Raw genomic sequence first — 16434 nt, 5'->3', positions numbered from 1 at the left:
TAAAAAAATCAAAGGACGCCCTGAGGGGTGTCTTTTTTTGCATGCTCTGATGAGTGCCTTTGGAGAATGCAGCTTGAGTATTTCTTGGGTAGCGGGGTAATAATATGTAGGAATTGCGTCTTTATGCTTACTAAAACACACAACAAGGAGTCTTGCACAATGTCACATTTCGTTAGATCCGTTACTTCACCAAAGAAATTTATCTCCGGCCATAACTTACTGTCAGATCTGAATGAGTATATTAAGGCGTTTGGCGATCATGCCTATGTGATCTGTGATGAGTTCATTTTGGAACGTGCTAAGAAAGAGGCGGGAAGTTCCATCGAAGGTGCGGGGAATAAGGCTACTTTTGAAAAATTCAATTATGAATGTACTCAGGAAGAGATTGATCGTAATCGGGAACTTGCCCGTAAAGCTGGGGCGAATATCATCGTCGGTATCGGTGGAGGTAAAACACTGGACACCGCCAAAGCTACTGCGTATTATGAGAAGCTGCCTGTAGTTATTTTTCCGACGATTGCATCTACTGATGCACCATGTACAGCGCTGGCTGTCATTTATAATAAAGATGGTTCATTTGATCAATACTTATTCCTCCCAAGTAATCCGGATGTGGTCTTGGCGGATACAGCGATTTTAGCTTCAGCGCCTTCCCGTTTTTTCGCAGCTGGAATTGGCGACGCACTGGCTACTTATTTTGAAGCCCGTGCTTGTTATGCCTCTAATGGCGACAATCTCGTACTTATGAAACCTTCTACAACGGGTCTAGGTATATCAAGACTTTGTTATGAAGCTCTACTTAAGAATGCGGTAAAAGCAAAACGTGCGGTTGATCAGAAGCTCTATACACGCGCGGTGGAGGAGACCATTGAAGCGACAATTTATCTAAGTGGTGTGGGTGCTGAATCTGGTGGTCTGGCTGCCGCGCATGCTATTCATAATGGGATGACAGCCGTTCCTTCACTACACAAAGCTCAGCATGGTGAAAAGGTTACGTTTGGTCTTTTAGCCCAGTTAGTACTGGAAAATGCCTCAAATGAGGAGCTGGAAACTGTCATTAAGCTTATCAAGGATGTAGATCTTCCGCTAACCCTCGCCGATCTGGGGTGCACGGAATTTATCGAATCCGAATGGCGCCAAGTTGCTGAAGCTGCTTGTGCAGAAGGAGACACAATGGGCAATATGCCGTTCCCGGTTACTCCGGAAGATGTGTACAATGCGATAGTGGTGGCGAACTCGCTGGCAGAGTCTTATAAATAACTAGCACAACTAATATGTAGTGATAATGAAGGCGCCCTTGGGGGTGCCTTTTGTTTTTATATAGGTTAAGCTGTTGAAGTAGAGTAGGGGTAAAATTATGCTTATAGGTATCGGCTTCGGCATACTTAATCACGGGATAGGGTGCCTACGGAAACGAGATTATTGCTAATCGCCCCGTTGCTGAGCCAATATCACTCTATGTAATAAGGAGGAAAGATGAGAAAAAAACATTTAGGTTATCTAGTCCTTATTATCATAATTATTGGAGCGGTAATAATAGCAGTAATTCACGGAAATTCGGAGCGTCAGAACAAGCAGGCAGCAGGAAGCCTTGGAATGGATTATGTGCGCAAAGAGTACACGGAAAGTGCGTCGCTGAGAGTTGCAACGATTTGCAAACCCTTATTTGGAGGGTCGGGTTATCAGGTAGTGCTCGAGGATTCAAGTGGGCAATCGTATTATGTCATTATCGTTCTCGGAACTACACGTAATCTTGTCACTATGGACGATCTGACGAAAGAGGTGCGGGAAGGTACAACTGTGTTTCCGTGCCACCAATAAAACATGATAAATGAATCGGATCTCATCTATATGATTATTGGGAGGCACTCCTGCGGGGTGTCTGTTTTTGTTATATTAAATTGAATTTTGTTATTTATTTTCGGAATTAATAACAATAATACTAACGCAAACAATAAAATAATTATAACAAAAGGGAATATTTAGATTGTTTTATGCCAATGTAACCGCTATAATCTTGCATATACCGAAATATCTAACGAAATTAAAATATTTTGTTAGTGTTTGTTATTAATAACGAAGCTGAGTATGTGGAGGTGAATAGTTAGCGAGTAGGTCTGTAATTGTCTTCTATAAGGACAGATAGTTATTGGGTTCATAACAGCTGGTTGGCTATTCTTATTATCAAATCCATTCATTTTCGAAGGAGAATTAGGAATGAAAAAAGCGAAAAAGTGGCTGGGGAGTATACTTGCCTGTGCAATGATAATGTCTCCTTTCCCCTCTGTAATTTCTGCAGCAGCAGCGCCATCGACTGTGGGATTCGGTGATACACAGGGTCACTGGGCACAACAAAATATTGCGAAGTGGGTAGAAAATGGCGTATTAAACGGGTATCAGGATGGTTCTTTTCATCCCAATGAAGGAATTACAAGAGCTGAGTTTGCTACGATCTTGAATAAGGTATTTGGTTTCTATATGAAGTCAGATCAATCTTTTTCCGATGTAAAAGCGACCGATTGGTATGCAGATCAGCTTTCGTTGGCACGATATGCTGGGTATTATGAAGGATACTCAGAGAATAAAGCACAAGCTACTGATTATATAACGCGTCAGGATGCGGTGACGATGTTGGCTCGGATATTTACTCTTCAAGCTACTGAAAGCGCTTCATCGATGAGTGGATTTAGTGATTCCGCTCAGATTCAGGCTTATGCTAAGGATGCAGTTCATGCGCTCTCAGGTTTGATTACAGGGTATGAGGATGGAACCTTTAAGCCGCTTGGAAGGATCACCCGTGCCGAAGTTATAACGTTAATTAATAAAATAGTGAAGAGTTATTACTCGCAATCTGGAAGCTTTGAAGGAGGAATAGTTTCTGGGAATGTAGTCGTTAATCAGGATGGTGTTGTGTTAAAAAATGCAACGATAAACGGAAACCTGTATCTAACTGCTGGGATCGGTAACGGCGAAGTGACCCTTGAGGGTATTAAGGTTACGGGCACCACATTTATTGCAGGTGGCGGGATAAACTCCATTCTTATTAAGAATAGCTCATTAGGCAAAGTAAATATAAATCGTAAAGAGGGTGAGGTTCGTGTCCTCACGAGTGGTACAACCCAAATTTCTCAGCTAACGGTAGATAGTCTAGCAAGACTGGAGTTTGGAACTGGGACGATGATCACCACGGGAATTCTAAATAGCGCTGTGGGGCTGATCCTAGGTGAAGGCGCATCGATTGCTAATCTAAACGTAGCTGTCAAAGCGACTGGAACCACTCTTTCCGGTCAGGGCGACATTGCAAAAGCGGACGTTAAAGCAACAGGAGTAACGTTGAACGGTAAGCCCATTGCTTCTGGCACAATTGTCATTATCAAAGGCAATCAAGGTCCTGTAGCAACGACTACCCCAGCGCCTACCTCGGCATCAGGCTCATCAACAACGCCGGTAGGTCCGACTAATCCAACCGCGGCACCTACAGCGACACCAATACCAACGGAAACACCGACAGCAACAGCGACACCGACAGCAACAGCAACACCGACAGCAACAGCGACACCGACAGCAACAGCAACACCGACACCGACAGACCCGACGGGTCCTGTGGGACGTATCGAGAATTTAGCGGATGTTGATGCAAGTAGTGAGACTAGGTCGCTATTCGCCTATTTACAGGATATCCGCGGCAGTGAGATCTTGTTTGGACATCAGCATGCTACTACAGAAGGACTTTCTATTACTGAAAAGGACGGAACGCAATCTGAGGTCGAGAATGCAGTAGGCGACCTTCCGGGGCTGTTCGGCTGGGATACGCTTAGTCTTGAAGGTTTTGAGAAACCAGGCGATCTAGGCGCAACCCAGCTGGAGAATCGTGATAAATTAATCGGCGTGATGAAATCTGCTTATGAAAAAGGCGGCGTGCTTACATTAAGCTCGCATATGCCGAACTTCGTCACAGGAAAGGACTTTTATGACACCAAAGGGAATGTGCTTACGCATATATTACCCGGCGGTGACAAACATGCGGAATTTAATGCATTCCTGGATATGATTGCGGACTTTGCAAATAACTTAAAAGATGATGATGGTAAAGCTATTCCAGTCATTTTCCGTCCATTCCACGAGCAAAATGGTGGCTGGTTCTGGTGGGGTGCGCCTTACCGTACGAAGGAGCAGTATGCTGAAATTTATCGTTATACCGTTGAATACTTAAGGGACAAAAAAGATGTGCATAACTTCTTATATGCGTTCTCACCGGGAAGTCCATTTAACGGCACAGATGCGACATTCCTTGAGACGTATCCGGGAGATGACTATGTCGATATCCTTGGCTTCGATAATTATTATGACGGAACCACTGAGGGTTGGTTTGATTCAGTCGTGAAGGATGCTAAGCTGATCTCGAAGCTGGCGGATGATAAGGGGAAAATCGCAGCATTTACTGAGTTCGGTTATTCGGGTGTGAAGCCAACTGGAACGAAGGACCTGAAATTCTTTACCAAGCTAATCGCTGCACTGCAGTCTGATCCGGATGCTAAACGGATGGCGTACATGCAGACTTGGGCGAATTTCAATACAGATTCTATCTTTGTCCCTTATAGAAATGCTCCAAACGGGCTAGGGGATCATGAACTGCTCCCTGATTTTGTAGACTATTATAATGATCCGTATACAAGCTTCAGCCATGAAGTGGCTATTGCGGATGCGTATTCGAAACAGGTAACTACAGAAACCGAGCAACCTTTTTTACACATTGCCTCACCAACGGCAAACCAAACAGTGCCCACGACAAAAGCATCGACCCTTCGTGTTCGTGTGTTGAATCAGGACGTGGATAAAGTAACCTACCTGATTGGGGATGACACAACAGAGTACAGCATGGCAGCTGACGCAGAAGGTTTCTATTACTTGGCAGATTGGACACCAGGTGTAGCCTTCGACGAAACTGGCGTGATGCTTACTGTTAAGTCCTATGCAAAGGATGGTTCTGTACTTTCACAAACGATCCAAATCTTTGTAAGTGACGTAGAGGGGAATGGGGACCCATTCATTGTAGATACTTTTGAGAATTACAAAGGGAATGATGAATTACTTCGTGCGGCATTAAGTCCTGCGGGTGATCTAAATACGATCTCACTTGATGCGGACCATAAAAATGATGGCAAGTATGGCCTGAGATTCGATTATAATGTGGATGGCCAAGGTTATACAGGTCGTACCAAAAACATGAATAATGCCGACTGGTCGGACGCCAACAAATTGAAGCTCTGGATTGCACCTGATGGCAGCGACCACAAGCTTGTTATTCAGGTCAATGCAAGCGGCATTTCTTTTGAAGCTTATCCTTCACTGGCAGGTACGACACCTGGCTTGGTGGAAATTCCATTCAGCCAGTTCGCTCCAGCGCCATGGGATACAGGAAATGCCGGTAAAGTAATCACTAAAGAGAACCTTAAGGACATTCGGGCAGTGTCTATCTACGTAAATAAAAAGGACATAGTAGCAAGTACGTCTGGTACGCTGTACTTCGACGATATTGCAGCGTTTAATGATGGAACAGGTGGTGTTCCTAACGGGGGCGAAGGCCCTGGCAGCACGCCAGAACAGGCGAAGCTGTTGTATGGTTTCGAAAAAGATACTCAGGACTGGACAGTAGAGCAAAATAATGCGAGTGCAAGCGCGGCAGTGATCTCGACTGATGAGGCTGCTGAAGGAACTCATTCGTTAAGCTCCTTGTTCTCACTCGATTCAGGTGGAGCTTTTGAGCTCAGCAAAAATGGCAGTTTGGATCTGAGCGCGGTAGATAAATTAAGCGCACAAATTAAACTGTCGAACGGAACAGCGGATGCACGTTTGTATATTAAGACGGGATCGACCTGGGCTTGGGCTGACAGTGGAGCTGTGAAAGTAGATTCGAGCGGATTTACTACGGTTTCGCTCAACTTGGCAGGTATTGCTGATCTTAATAGTGTAAAAGCCATAGGTATCAAGCTCGAGGGATTCAGCGGTACGGGAACTTCTACGCTGTATCTGGATGATGTTCGGACCCTGAAGAATGGTACCGCACCTGAAGCTGTCGTCTATGGCTTCGAGGACAATACACTGCAAGGCTTCAGCATCAATGTGGATGAAAATAATAAATATAATACAGCGCTGGCTCAGAATCTATCGGTGAGCAATGCTGTGTATGCTGAGGGAACTCATTCGATGCAAGCGGACTTAACATTGAATGGAGGGCAATTCCAGCTGCGTCGTGTGGTGGTTACCAACTTAGCGAATGCATCAACAATTACGCTTAAAATCAAGGTTGTACCTATTGATGCAAGCGATGTTAGCGGTGTAATGGCTCAGCTGTTTACCCAAAGTGGCTCAAGCTGGGGAACATGGACTGCTTCTACGGCTACACCAGTAGATGCCAATGGATTTACTACAATAACACTGGATATCAGCAAGGTAGCGGATCGTAATTTGACCCAAGCGATTGGCGTTCAAGTCATGACCACAGCAACTGATCCAGTAGGTAGTGCTACCGTATATGTGGACCAAATCACGATTAAATAGAAAGTAGTAAAGCCGGAAGCGAACATTTTACGATGTTCACTTCCGGATTATTTATTTAGCATCAAATTTATTCATTTTAAGTCGAGTATCTGCTTGAAATTAACGAAGCTTAATAGACCCGCCATCTACCATGATAGTCTGGCCCGTAATATAATCGGAATCTTCACTCGCTAGGAATACCGCAACACGACCAATATCACTTTCCAGTTCACCCAATCTTCTCAAAGGGATTTTTGAAATCATGTTTTGGTAATACTCAGGGTTTGCTTCTGCCCATTCAATCATGCCAGGGGAATTAGCAATTGGAGCAATGATGTTTACGTTGATACCAAATGGACCAAATTCATTAGCGGCTACCCGAGTAATTCCACGGATGGCTTCTTTTGCAGCAGCATATGTTCCTTGATTGGTATCCCCGTTGAGGCCAGCGCCCGATGCAAAATTAATAATTTTACCTTGTGCTTCTTTTAAATACGGTAGTGCTGCTTGCATAAAATAGAAGGTTGGATAGAAGCCTGTATCAAAAGATAAATCGAAATCAGCCTGTGTAGTTTCTTCAATAGATTTCATTCTGGATGCGTGGGCATTGTTTACTAAAATATCTATTTTTCCAAATTTATCAGCTACTTGTTTAACAAGGTGAGCTATTTTATCGTGTTCCTTGAGGTTCGCTTGAATAAAGATAGATTCAGGTTGATATTCTTGTAATTCTTTAATTGTTTCTTTGCCGGTTTCTTCATTGAGGTCAATAATAGCTACCTTAGCGCCTTCTTTAACAAAAGCCAGGGCCATCCCTTTACCAATACCGCCTGCTCCACCAGTAATAATAGCTACTTTTCCTGCAAGTCTGCTCATGTTGGTATCTCCTTTTTGTGAAAAAAATGTAGTATCTAACTCTTATCAGAGGTAAGGTGTAATTGTTACTTCGACTATATATTACCCAAAATAGTAGCTATATTTACCATGAAGTAGAAACGGCATCATTTACCAAGATGAATATAGAGGGTGATGATGAATAATACAGCATCTGATGAGGCCTATTCCAGCTCTTATGTACTTGTTGAGCGATTGAATTAAGCGGCGCACCAAGTGATGAGCATTGATGATTCATGTGTCGCTCCAAGTGATGCTGCAAGTGATGCAATAGGTGAAGTATTTATAGAGTAATTAGGGAATTTCTCCCTGAAATTCAGAGATTTCTGTTCATCAGACTTATAATTAGGGAAAACTTACCTGATTTTCGGCCGATTTAGTAACTAATTAAGAAATCCCCTATTTATTAGGGAGGAAATCCCTGATTTCGTGCATTTAGAGCGAATATCGGCTATTTTCAGGGAGTTTTTCCCTAATTAGTTTAAACCCTACCGCAAGCCGTATGAAAAACTCACCTAATATATCGTCCACCGCTCACCGCCCAACTGCCCACCATCCAACCTTCCAACCACCCACCGTCCACCGCCACCATCGAACCGTCCAACCGCCCACCATCCAACCGCCCAACCCAATATCAGAGAACGCTACGCGTGGTATATAGTCATATGGCACAGTAAAATCCATTACTTTTCTATTCCATAAAAAAGAAGCTGCCCCAAGTAGAGTTCACTACTTTTGAGACAGCCTCTTATGGATATTTATAAAGGAAACCCCATCGAGATTACCGCACCACCATTTGTTCGGTTGCCTGCGCTGATCTGACCTCCACAACGCTCGATGATTGCGCGGGAAATAGCCAGTCCAAGTCCGGATTCTCCGTCTTTTCCTTTTACAAAACGATGGAAGAGATAAGGAAGCAGATCGTCCGAAATTCCAGGGCCATCGTCACTTACGGATAACAGAGCCCGGCCCTCCTTGACCGAAACATGGATATAGATATGTTGATTAGCATAACGTGCTGCATTGGAAACTACATTAAGAAGCGCCTGTAGCAGCTTATCTCTATCCGCACGGATCGTAAGAGAATCTTGATGATCGTGGGAGATATGGAGGGTTAATTCTTTTTTCATTAATAGAGGGTTCATTCGTTCGATGGTTTCTGTCAGTAGATCTTTTAAACAAATAACCGTAGGCTTGAATATATCTTCCTCGCTGTCTAGCTTCGCAAGTAAAGTCATTTCGGACACGAGCTTCTTCAAGCGGCTGCTTTCGCTCATGATAATGTCTAGCCCTTTTACTACATTCTCACCTTCAAAAACACCATCCTTAATCCCTTCAGCGTAGCCGGAAATGGACATTAAGGGAGTTTTTAATTCATGAGACGCATTCTGGAAAAATTGTTTCTGCACATGGTTGAAACGATTTAATTCATCTGCCATGTCATATACCGATTGAGCGACAGATCCAAGCTCTCCACCAGCTTTAATTAATTTAACATCTGAGAAGTGCCGTTCTTTGACTTTGCGGAGTTCTTGTTGCAGCCTCATTAGAGGTTGAATCAGCTTCTTGGTGATAAATAGGCCAAATAGGAACATAAATGCTCCCGCTGCGCTGAAAACGATCAGCAGTCTTTTGAGCAAAGCTTGTTCAATAGCAGTGACTGCGCTCATAGGGGTTAGTAGAGTTAGCGTGCCTATAGGTGTAGCCTTCACTTCAGTAATATACCGTGTATCTGTTCCATTCCAAATGTTCTGGAGCTCAGTGGCTTGGCCTGTGACACTCTTGGCATCATAGTTTATTGCAATTGAACTCATCTCTGATGATGTGGACAAGACTTTTCCTGTCTCATCGCTAAGAATGGCTTCGACGCCTGCAGTGCTTAGAGAAGGTAAGGTCACCGGCAGAGCTTCCAGCTGAGTGCCAATCTCCCCGATGTATTTACTTTCTTCAGTCAATGTAACTGACATCGCCGCACCAATGGTTCTTAAATCCTCTTTTTGTGTTCCGACAAAATGGTTGAGTAGTACAAAATGGATCACGACTGCAGTAATAGATAGTAGCAATACCAATGCAATACTAAAGGCTAAATTAATCTGATGTGCTAGTTTCATTCGTATGCTCACCCCCATCTGTTCTCATGCGGTATCCGTGTCCCCATACAGCCTCAATGGGCAAATGCTCCAGTTTTTTGCGCATCCGTTTAATGAGATGATCCACGGCGCGATCACTTCCAAAATAGTCGTCTCCCCACACATAGCTCAGCAGCTCATCTCTTGTAAATGCCCGGTTAGGGGCATCAGCGAATACTTTTAGCATGGTGAATTCCTTGCTGGTCAAGTCTACCTCTTCACCACACCAGAATACACGTCTTTCTTCCGGCAATAGTAGAAGCTGGTCGATTTCAAGACGGGTGGAAGTGGTCTGACTATTCAATTTTTCGGCCTGATTACTCATTTTGTACCAGCGTTGAAGCTGCCGTTTGATCCGGGCGACTAATTCACGAGGGCTGAACGGCTTGACTAGATAATCGTCACTGCCAAGCTCCAATCCTAATATTTTATCCACTTCATTATCTCTTGCGGAGATCATAATGATCGGTACTTCGGCTTCGTTACGAATCCTTTTACAGAACTCATAACCATCCATGCCGGGGAGCATAACGTCGAGTACCCACATATCCGGGGGGCTAGTCTGCCACAAGGTCCATGCTTCCTCAGCGCTGCCAAGGCCGATGGTGTGGTAGTTTTCTTTTTGTAAATAAGCTTCAACAAGATTGCGTATATGTTCATCATCGTCGACTACGGCAATGAGGTATGGATTATTCATTTAGGGTTACCTCCAGATTATTCTCCTACAAGTATATCAATCCAGAGGTGGGTAGGGGCGGCTGCCATCGTTTTTCCACAAATTAACCAATGTTCTGCCACACCCATTTTGTAAGCTTGGTCTTGTAAGATCATTCGAATCGACGAGGAGTGTTGTATTTATGAATCAACAGATGTTATTTAAAAAGTTAGCGCTGTCCGCCCTGCTTGTGTCCGCCGTTGCTGCACCGTCTGCAACGAACGCAGCAAGTGGAGCGCAAGACGGAAACACGAAAACAACGGCTGCAGCCGTGGTTACTGCTGCCTCTAAAGGAACAATTGCCACTAAAGTAACCACTATTGATTGGGTAGATCCCCTAGAGTTGGCTAAGACTTACGCACCTAATACCCAAGAAGATTGGAAGAACACCTTGGATCAATATTATAAGGTTGCTGGATTTAGTGTAACCGGACTTGCCGAGCTTGTGCCTGCGGAACTGGTGGAGGGAGTTCAATTATCAAAAGAAATACTATCCACCGAAGCTCTACCTGCGGGATATATTGAAGCTGGTCGTAACCTTGAAGTAGTACCTGTAGTCGATGATACGCAGGTAGATAGCAATATCACTACCTCAATTAAAGCTGTAGACGCGACTTCAATTGCTATTTCCATTCCAGATCTTAGCGACGCGGATAAAGCTTTTTTCAAAGCCCAAGATGATCTGAATAGTGCCGCTAAATCCAAAGATGCGACTGTGATCAAGGAAGCTTTAGCTAATCTGTTGGACCAATATAAAGAGAAGATCAAGGAGCTTGAAACAGCCAAATAACGGCGATTAGCGAGGCTTGATACAGAATAGAGATACTGAGAAGGGTAAAGATAAAAGACACCTCGCGGGGTGTCCTTTTTGTATGCATATCAATCTTCACGCTTTGCCTTTGGCCCTTACTTGCTTCCGCCAGTTCACACCGATCACCCCGGCGATGATCATCACTGTACCAGTCCAATGGTACCATTCCAGTTGCTCATTCAGCAGAAGTACACCACCGAGAATAGAGACAACTGTTGAAAGACTGCCGAAAATGCTCACGCGTGAAGCTTCCATCCGTGATAAAGCATAGTTGGAGAGGAAGGAGGTCACGAGGGAGGAGAGTACGCCGAGATAGAGCATGGAGAATATAAATTTGGGCTCTTGAAAAGGTGTGAAATACTGATCCAAGGTTCCTGCCGAACCATGCTTAATGATCGACAGTCCATTAAAAAATATAAATCCGAACAAAGTAATCATATAGGTAAGTTCTTTGGGACTCCAGGTACGTGTCAGCTTTCGAGCTGCAACATTATAACCGGCAAGGGATAAAGCTGAGATTAGGATGAGCAAGACGCCCCAAAGACTAGAAGAAGAAATACTCAAACCTGGAATGGCAAAGATAAGAATAATGCCTGCAACTGAGATTAATGTAGAGATCTTTTGGAAGCTGCTCGTGGTTTCCTTCAAGAACATCGCCGCCAAAAGGATGGTGAAGATGGGCATTGTCGCCTGAATAATACCCGCTACAGCGGAAGTTGTATACAAAAGTCCATACGCCTGAAGGGTGAAATATAACGCTGGATACATTAAAGCCAGTGGGATTATCACTGCGGCCTTGGATATTCCAAACTTCACCCGCCCCCACCCTGGAAAAGTAAATAAAGAAGCGGCAAGGAAAGATAACGTGAAGCGATGAGCTAGCGTATCAAAAGGATCCGAGACGGTTAGGGCCATTTTTACAAATATAAAGGAAAACCCGACGATAATAGCATTCATGACAGCTGCTGCTATCGCTTTTTGAGTAGAAGATGTATTCATTAGTAAAGACCTCCAAAGTGTTGCGCGCATTTAGGTACCGGTCCTGTTCTGCTCTTTATTCTAAGGCTAGAGTAGCTGTGCTACAATGTAATTATTATTCATCTGTACCGGTACAGAATAAGCTTGGAGGAAGGTGAAAGGGATGTATAAGTATTCGGAGTTAATCAACGAGCTGGAAGCGCAAATTGCCGAGGATGCGTATCGTGAGGGAGATAAATTACCGTCTATCCGGGAGTTGTCCTTACGTTATGGATGTAGTAAAAGTACGGTTATTCGCGCGTTGCAGGATCTTCAGGACAAACATTTAATCTATGCCGCCTCAAAAAGTGGTTATTATGTCATGAAACGAAGCGGACAGCGAAAAGACGAAGGTGCACATTGGATCGATTTTACGGTGTCTGCACCCGACCCGGATATTTTTCCGTATCTGGATTTCCAACATTGTATTAATAAAGCGATTGATATGTACCGCAATGACTTGTTCATCTATGGAACGCCGCAGGGGCTTCCTTCTCTTATTCGTGAAATGCAGCGGCATCTGGCTTCTTATCAGGTATTTGCCAATCCGGAACAGATTTTTATTACCTCAGGTGTGCAGCAGGCGCTTGGCGTATTGACCCGAATTCCTTTTCCGAATGGCAGGCAGCGAGTGCTGATTGAGCAGCCGGGTTATCCGCTTTTTATGGAATATCTGAAGACGTATGGCATTGAGACAGAGGGAATAAAGCGTTCGGATGCTGGGGTGGACTTGAATGAATTAGAACGGTTATTTAAGACAGGCCAGTTCAAGTTCTTTTATACCGTCCCGCGATTTCATAATCCGCTTGGCGTCTCCTATACCCGTCCCCAGAAGAAGGCGATTGCTCAGCTAGCAGCTAAATACGATGTATACATCGTTGAGGATGACTACATGGCGGACTTGGAGCAGGATGCAAAAGACGATCCGATCTACGCTTATGACGATGCTTCCCATGTGATCTATTTAAAAAGCTTTTCCAAAATTATATTTCCGGGTCTACGTGTCGGTGTCGCTGTACTGCCAGCGGTCCTGTGTGACTCTTTTAACCGATTCAAAAGACTGATGGATATAGATAGCTCTATGCTGTCTCAGGCTGCCCTGGAGTTGTATCTGAAAAGCGGAATGTTCGAGCGCCACCGAAAAAAGATGCGTTCCTGCTACGAAAAAAGATCCACGCTGCTCCATGAATCGATTATGAGAGAGTTAGATACAGCGACAGCACAACATTATTCCTACCATCCAACCGGCCAGCTTGGTGTGCATACGTATCTGAAGCTTAGTGACAGCGTAAAGACAGAACAGATGATCAAACGTCTGCAAAAAAAGTTCATTCGCATCGAAATGGCGGACAGCGGGTATCTGCCCTCTTTTAATAAAGAGAAGATTCTAAAGCTCAATGTATCCAGTGTAAAAGAGCCGGATATTCGCTCTGGCATTGAACAGGTAATGCAAGAAATACGCTGAGAGCGCAGCAATAAATGAGTGGATGATAATGGTGGAAATGCTGGGAGCCCATTGGAGTAGAAACAAAAAAGCGTTCCTCCAGTAACAGGGATCGTTTTTTTGCGTTGTGGGTCGTCGGCAAATCTGGCAGCAGTGAACTGATGGACAGCAGATCTCATTATCGGTACAACTCGCAGTAATCTCTGGTTCTTCTATAAATATCCGAACACATTTTCTGTGCAATCTTCGGCCGAGTCATGCGGACCCAGATAACGTTATTTGCTAGTTTTTAGCCTTTGAAGCAGGTTTTCGGACACCAGCGCCGCTATTCAATTAGAAAGGGGTTATATTGGGTGGTTTTCATGCTAATAACGGCTATGGGGTCCGCTAGCACTCTAAAAATGTGAAAAAGCCGCTTTTAAGGTCAGCTGTGTCGGATAGCGAATTCGCTAAGTGCAAATTACCAAGATGCTTTATTCATTTTTGCTTCGGTAGCGAGTATCAGCAACAAGCGCAAAAAAAGAGACCGGGTTCGGTCTCTTTTAGTTATTTCTCGATAGGAGGTATGAATTAATTCGCAAAAAAGTTCGGCAGGAACTCTTTATTAGCTTCCAGCATTTCGTCCAGCATCCGAATCGCTACGTCCACGGACGGAACAAGCGGGTGATGTGCGAGCGCCTGAAGGGCAAGGGCGCGGTCTCCGGTGACAGCGGCGTCAATCGCCAGCTGTTCATAGGTTTTGACAGCATGAATGAGTCCTTTAGCCATGGTTGGAATTTTGGTCAGTGGCAGAGGTAGCGGGCCGTTTTTGGTGACCACGCAGTTCACTTCAATGCTGGCGTCATCTGGCAGGAAGTCCAATATGCCATGGTTAGCGACATTTAGGGTCTGAATGTCGTTTGATCCGTTATGAAGCGATCTCATGAGATTAACAGCTGCTTCTGAGTAAAAAGCACCGCCGCGCTGTTCCAGCTGCTTCGGCTTCTCGCTTAGCTCTAGATTGCCATAAAGCTCGAAGAGCTCTTCTTCTACACGTTTGACGACTTCAGCACGGTTAATGCCTTGCTTATGGGAGTCCATCTGCTCTTCGAGCATGGCATCGGTCATATAGAAATATTTTAAATAGTATGAGGGCAGTGCATGAAGGGATTGCAGGAATTCCGGGTTCCATTCTCTTGCCGGTACGTTCTTAGCGCTGTAGCTGGTTGTATCTGCAAGCATATCATCCAGCTTGTCTTCACCTTCAACATCGATACGAGTAATCCAGTGCAAGTGGTTGAGGCCCACAAATTCGGCATATACACGGTCTGCTGCTACATTATATTTGGCAGAGACTTGCTTGATCAGGCCGATAGGTGCGTTGCACAGGCCAATACTTTTTACCTTAGAATATTTCAGAACGGCTTCGGTGACCATCCCAGCAGGGTTAGTGAAATTGAGCAGCCATGCGTTGGGAGCCAGTTCCTCGATATCACGGCATACATCCAGAATAACAGGGATGGTGCGCAGTGCTTTCATCATTCCCCCAGGACCTGTTGTTTCTTGGCCAATAACGCCATATTTGAGCGGAATCGACTCATCACGAGCACGGGCATCAAGCATGCCGACACGCATCTGAGTGCTGACGAAGTCGGCGCCTTCGATCGCTTTACGGCGGTCTGTTGTCAGATGAACCTCAATCGGAAGGCCGGATTTCTCCACCATACGTTTTGCCAAGTTACCTACAATATTCAGCTTGCGAAGACCAGGCTCAATATCTACAAGCCATAATTCGCGCACGGGAAGTTCTTTATAGTGAAGAATGAATCCCTCTACTAATTCTGGGGTATACGAAGAACCTCCACCGATAACTGCAATCTTTAATCCTTGGTTAGCTGCCAAGATTAATCACTCCTGTCTTGTAGTTTGTTTGATCGATTCATAATCCTGAAATTTCCGCATCTTCTCATATACTTCACTACTAATGGTCAACCCATCTTGATCCATAGCTGACCATACTGCACCGACTACAGGCTCTGTGGCAAGGGTAACCACGGTTGCCTGAGGGGCTGCAGCGTGTACAGCTTTCTCGATAGGCTGGCGAATCCAACCGCGATCCCCTCGGGTTAGCAGACTTCCTGCCAGCACCACATCGAAGGCCTCCTGCTCCATGCCTAGCTTGTGAATGATAGCTGCCGCAGACTTACCTAGTTCGACCCCTTGCCGATGTAAAATCTCCAGCGCTACGGCATCTCCTTCAGCTGCTGCTTCAAAGAGCAGGCGAGCAACATTTACGGGGACTTTTTTCCAATGATCAAGGAAATCGTGAAACATATGCCCAACTTCCTCATAACCTAACATTTTTAGCAGTAAGCCTGTTAATAGGGTGGGCTGTTCCCGGCCGTCCCAAGCTCGGATAACGGAACGGAACACCTCAATATTGAGTGCGCCACCCCCGCCAAAATCACCGTACATATAGTCAAAGCCGCCGCATTGATAATGCTCTCCCTGCAGGTTTCTGCCTGCTGAATTGGTGCCGGTGCCGCAGATGAGCGCGACACCATATGGGCGATTCGTTCCGGCGCGTAGACCGATCATAGTGTCACAGTTAATGGTGTATTTGGTGAATCCTATCTGGCGTATCATCGGATGGAGAATAGCATAGTCGGCCTCGCGATCAGCACCGGCAAGTCCGAGATAGGTATGCTGGATGTCTTCCAACCGGAGTCCGGCTTCAGCCAGCGCCCCGAATGTGGCCTCTTGAATACTGTTGGCGGCCTCAAGGGCGCCTGTCTGGTGGTTGCCGTTACCGCTCTTGCCTTTGCCAAGAACATTCCCATGTTCATCGCTTAGCAGAGCATAGGTTTTCGTGCCTCCCCCATCGATCCCCAAGTAGTAAGTCAAT

The 16434-nt window shown here is 45.0% G+C and carries 12 protein-coding genes; 5 read left to right on the top strand and 7 right to left on the bottom strand.

Going from position 1 to position 16434, the window contains the following annotated elements:
- Nucleotides 1-159: 159 nt before the first annotated feature.
- The 3 genes from MHH63_RS22990 (at nt 160) to MHH63_RS22980 (ending at nt 6561) form a co-directional block, all read left to right on the top strand.
- The gene (locus tag MHH63_RS22990; protein WP_076279938.1) at nt 160-1260 is read left to right on the top strand and encodes a glycerol dehydrogenase; all 1101 of its coding nucleotides are present in this window, start codon (nt 160-162) and stop codon (nt 1258-1260) included.
- Nucleotides 1261-1476: 216 nt separating this feature from the next.
- Nucleotides 1477-1821 carry a hypothetical protein gene (locus MHH63_RS22985; RefSeq protein WP_076179139.1) on the top strand — a complete coding sequence of 115 codons (345 nt, stop codon included), beginning with the start codon at nt 1477-1479 and terminating at the stop codon, nt 1819-1821.
- Nucleotides 1822-2217: 396 nt separating this feature from the next.
- Nucleotides 2218-6561: a glycosyl hydrolase gene (locus tag MHH63_RS22980; RefSeq protein ID WP_341172141.1), complete on the top strand. Its 4344-nt coding sequence runs from the start codon at nt 2218-2220 to the stop codon at nt 6559-6561.
- A 99-nt stretch (nt 6562-6660) separates the two neighbouring features.
- On the opposite strand, the gene MHH63_RS22975 is transcribed toward MHH63_RS22980, so the two are convergent.
- The 4 genes from MHH63_RS22975 to MHH63_RS22960 all read right to left on the bottom strand — a co-directional run bounded on the left by MHH63_RS22975 (nt 6661) and on the right by MHH63_RS22960 (nt 10260).
- Nucleotides 6661-7416, bottom strand: a complete 756-nt coding sequence (locus MHH63_RS22975) for an SDR family NAD(P)-dependent oxidoreductase (protein WP_076206080.1) — start codon at nt 7414-7416, stop codon at nt 6661-6663.
- A 552-nt stretch (nt 7417-7968) separates the two neighbouring features.
- Nucleotides 7969-8118 carry a hypothetical protein gene (locus MHH63_RS22970; protein WP_341172140.1) on the bottom strand — a complete coding sequence of 50 codons (150 nt, stop codon included), beginning with the start codon at nt 8116-8118 and terminating at the stop codon, nt 7969-7971.
- Nucleotides 8119-8192: 74 nt separating this feature from the next.
- Nucleotides 8193-9545: a sensor histidine kinase gene (locus MHH63_RS22965; RefSeq protein ID WP_341172139.1), complete on the bottom strand. Its 1353-nt coding sequence runs from the start codon at nt 9543-9545 to the stop codon at nt 8193-8195.
- Nucleotides 9523-10260, bottom strand: coding sequence for a response regulator transcription factor (locus tag MHH63_RS22960; RefSeq protein ID WP_076126944.1), 738 nt, complete (start codon nt 10258-10260; stop codon nt 9523-9525). The genes MHH63_RS22965 and MHH63_RS22960 overlap by 23 nt, the downstream gene beginning before the upstream one ends.
- Nucleotides 10261-10420: 160 nt before the next feature.
- Here MHH63_RS22960 and MHH63_RS22955 point away from each other — a divergent pair, with 160 nt between their 5' ends.
- Entirely contained in the window at nt 10421-11068 is a 648-nt protein-coding gene (locus MHH63_RS22955; RefSeq protein WP_341172138.1) for a hypothetical protein, read from the top strand.
- Nucleotides 11069-11164: 96 nt separating this feature from the next.
- On the opposite strand, the gene MHH63_RS22950 is transcribed toward MHH63_RS22955, so the two are convergent.
- The gene (locus MHH63_RS22950; protein WP_076206086.1) at nt 11165-12088 is read right to left on the bottom strand and encodes a DMT family transporter; all 924 of its coding nucleotides are present in this window, start codon (nt 12086-12088) and stop codon (nt 11165-11167) included.
- A 142-nt stretch (nt 12089-12230) separates the two neighbouring features.
- Between MHH63_RS22950 and MHH63_RS22945 the strand changes: the two genes are divergently transcribed.
- A complete protein-coding gene (locus MHH63_RS22945; protein ID WP_341172137.1) occupies nt 12231-13571 on the top strand; it encodes an aminotransferase-like domain-containing protein in 1341 nt (446 codons plus the stop codon).
- 549 nt (nt 13572-14120) lie between these two features.
- Here the strand turns inward: MHH63_RS22945 and MHH63_RS22940 are convergent.
- Together MHH63_RS22940 and MHH63_RS22935 are read right to left on the bottom strand one after the other, a co-directional pair.
- Entirely contained in the window at nt 14121-15431 is a 1311-nt protein-coding gene (locus MHH63_RS22940) for a 6-phospho-beta-glucosidase (RefSeq protein WP_076186244.1), read from the bottom strand.
- 6 nt (nt 15432-15437) lie between these two features.
- On the bottom strand, nt 15438-16433 hold the full coding sequence (locus MHH63_RS22935) for an N-acetylglucosamine kinase (protein WP_076303198.1): 996 nt from the start codon (nt 16431-16433) through the stop codon (nt 15438-15440).
- Nucleotide 16434: the final 1 nt, after the last annotated feature.

This window comes from Paenibacillus sp. FSL H3-0310 (assembly GCF_038002785.1).
In the GTDB taxonomy this organism is placed as follows: Bacteria; Bacillota; Bacilli; order Paenibacillales; family Paenibacillaceae; genus Paenibacillus_AQ; species Paenibacillus_AQ odorifer.
This window is presented reverse-complemented; position numbering and strand designations above follow the sequence as displayed.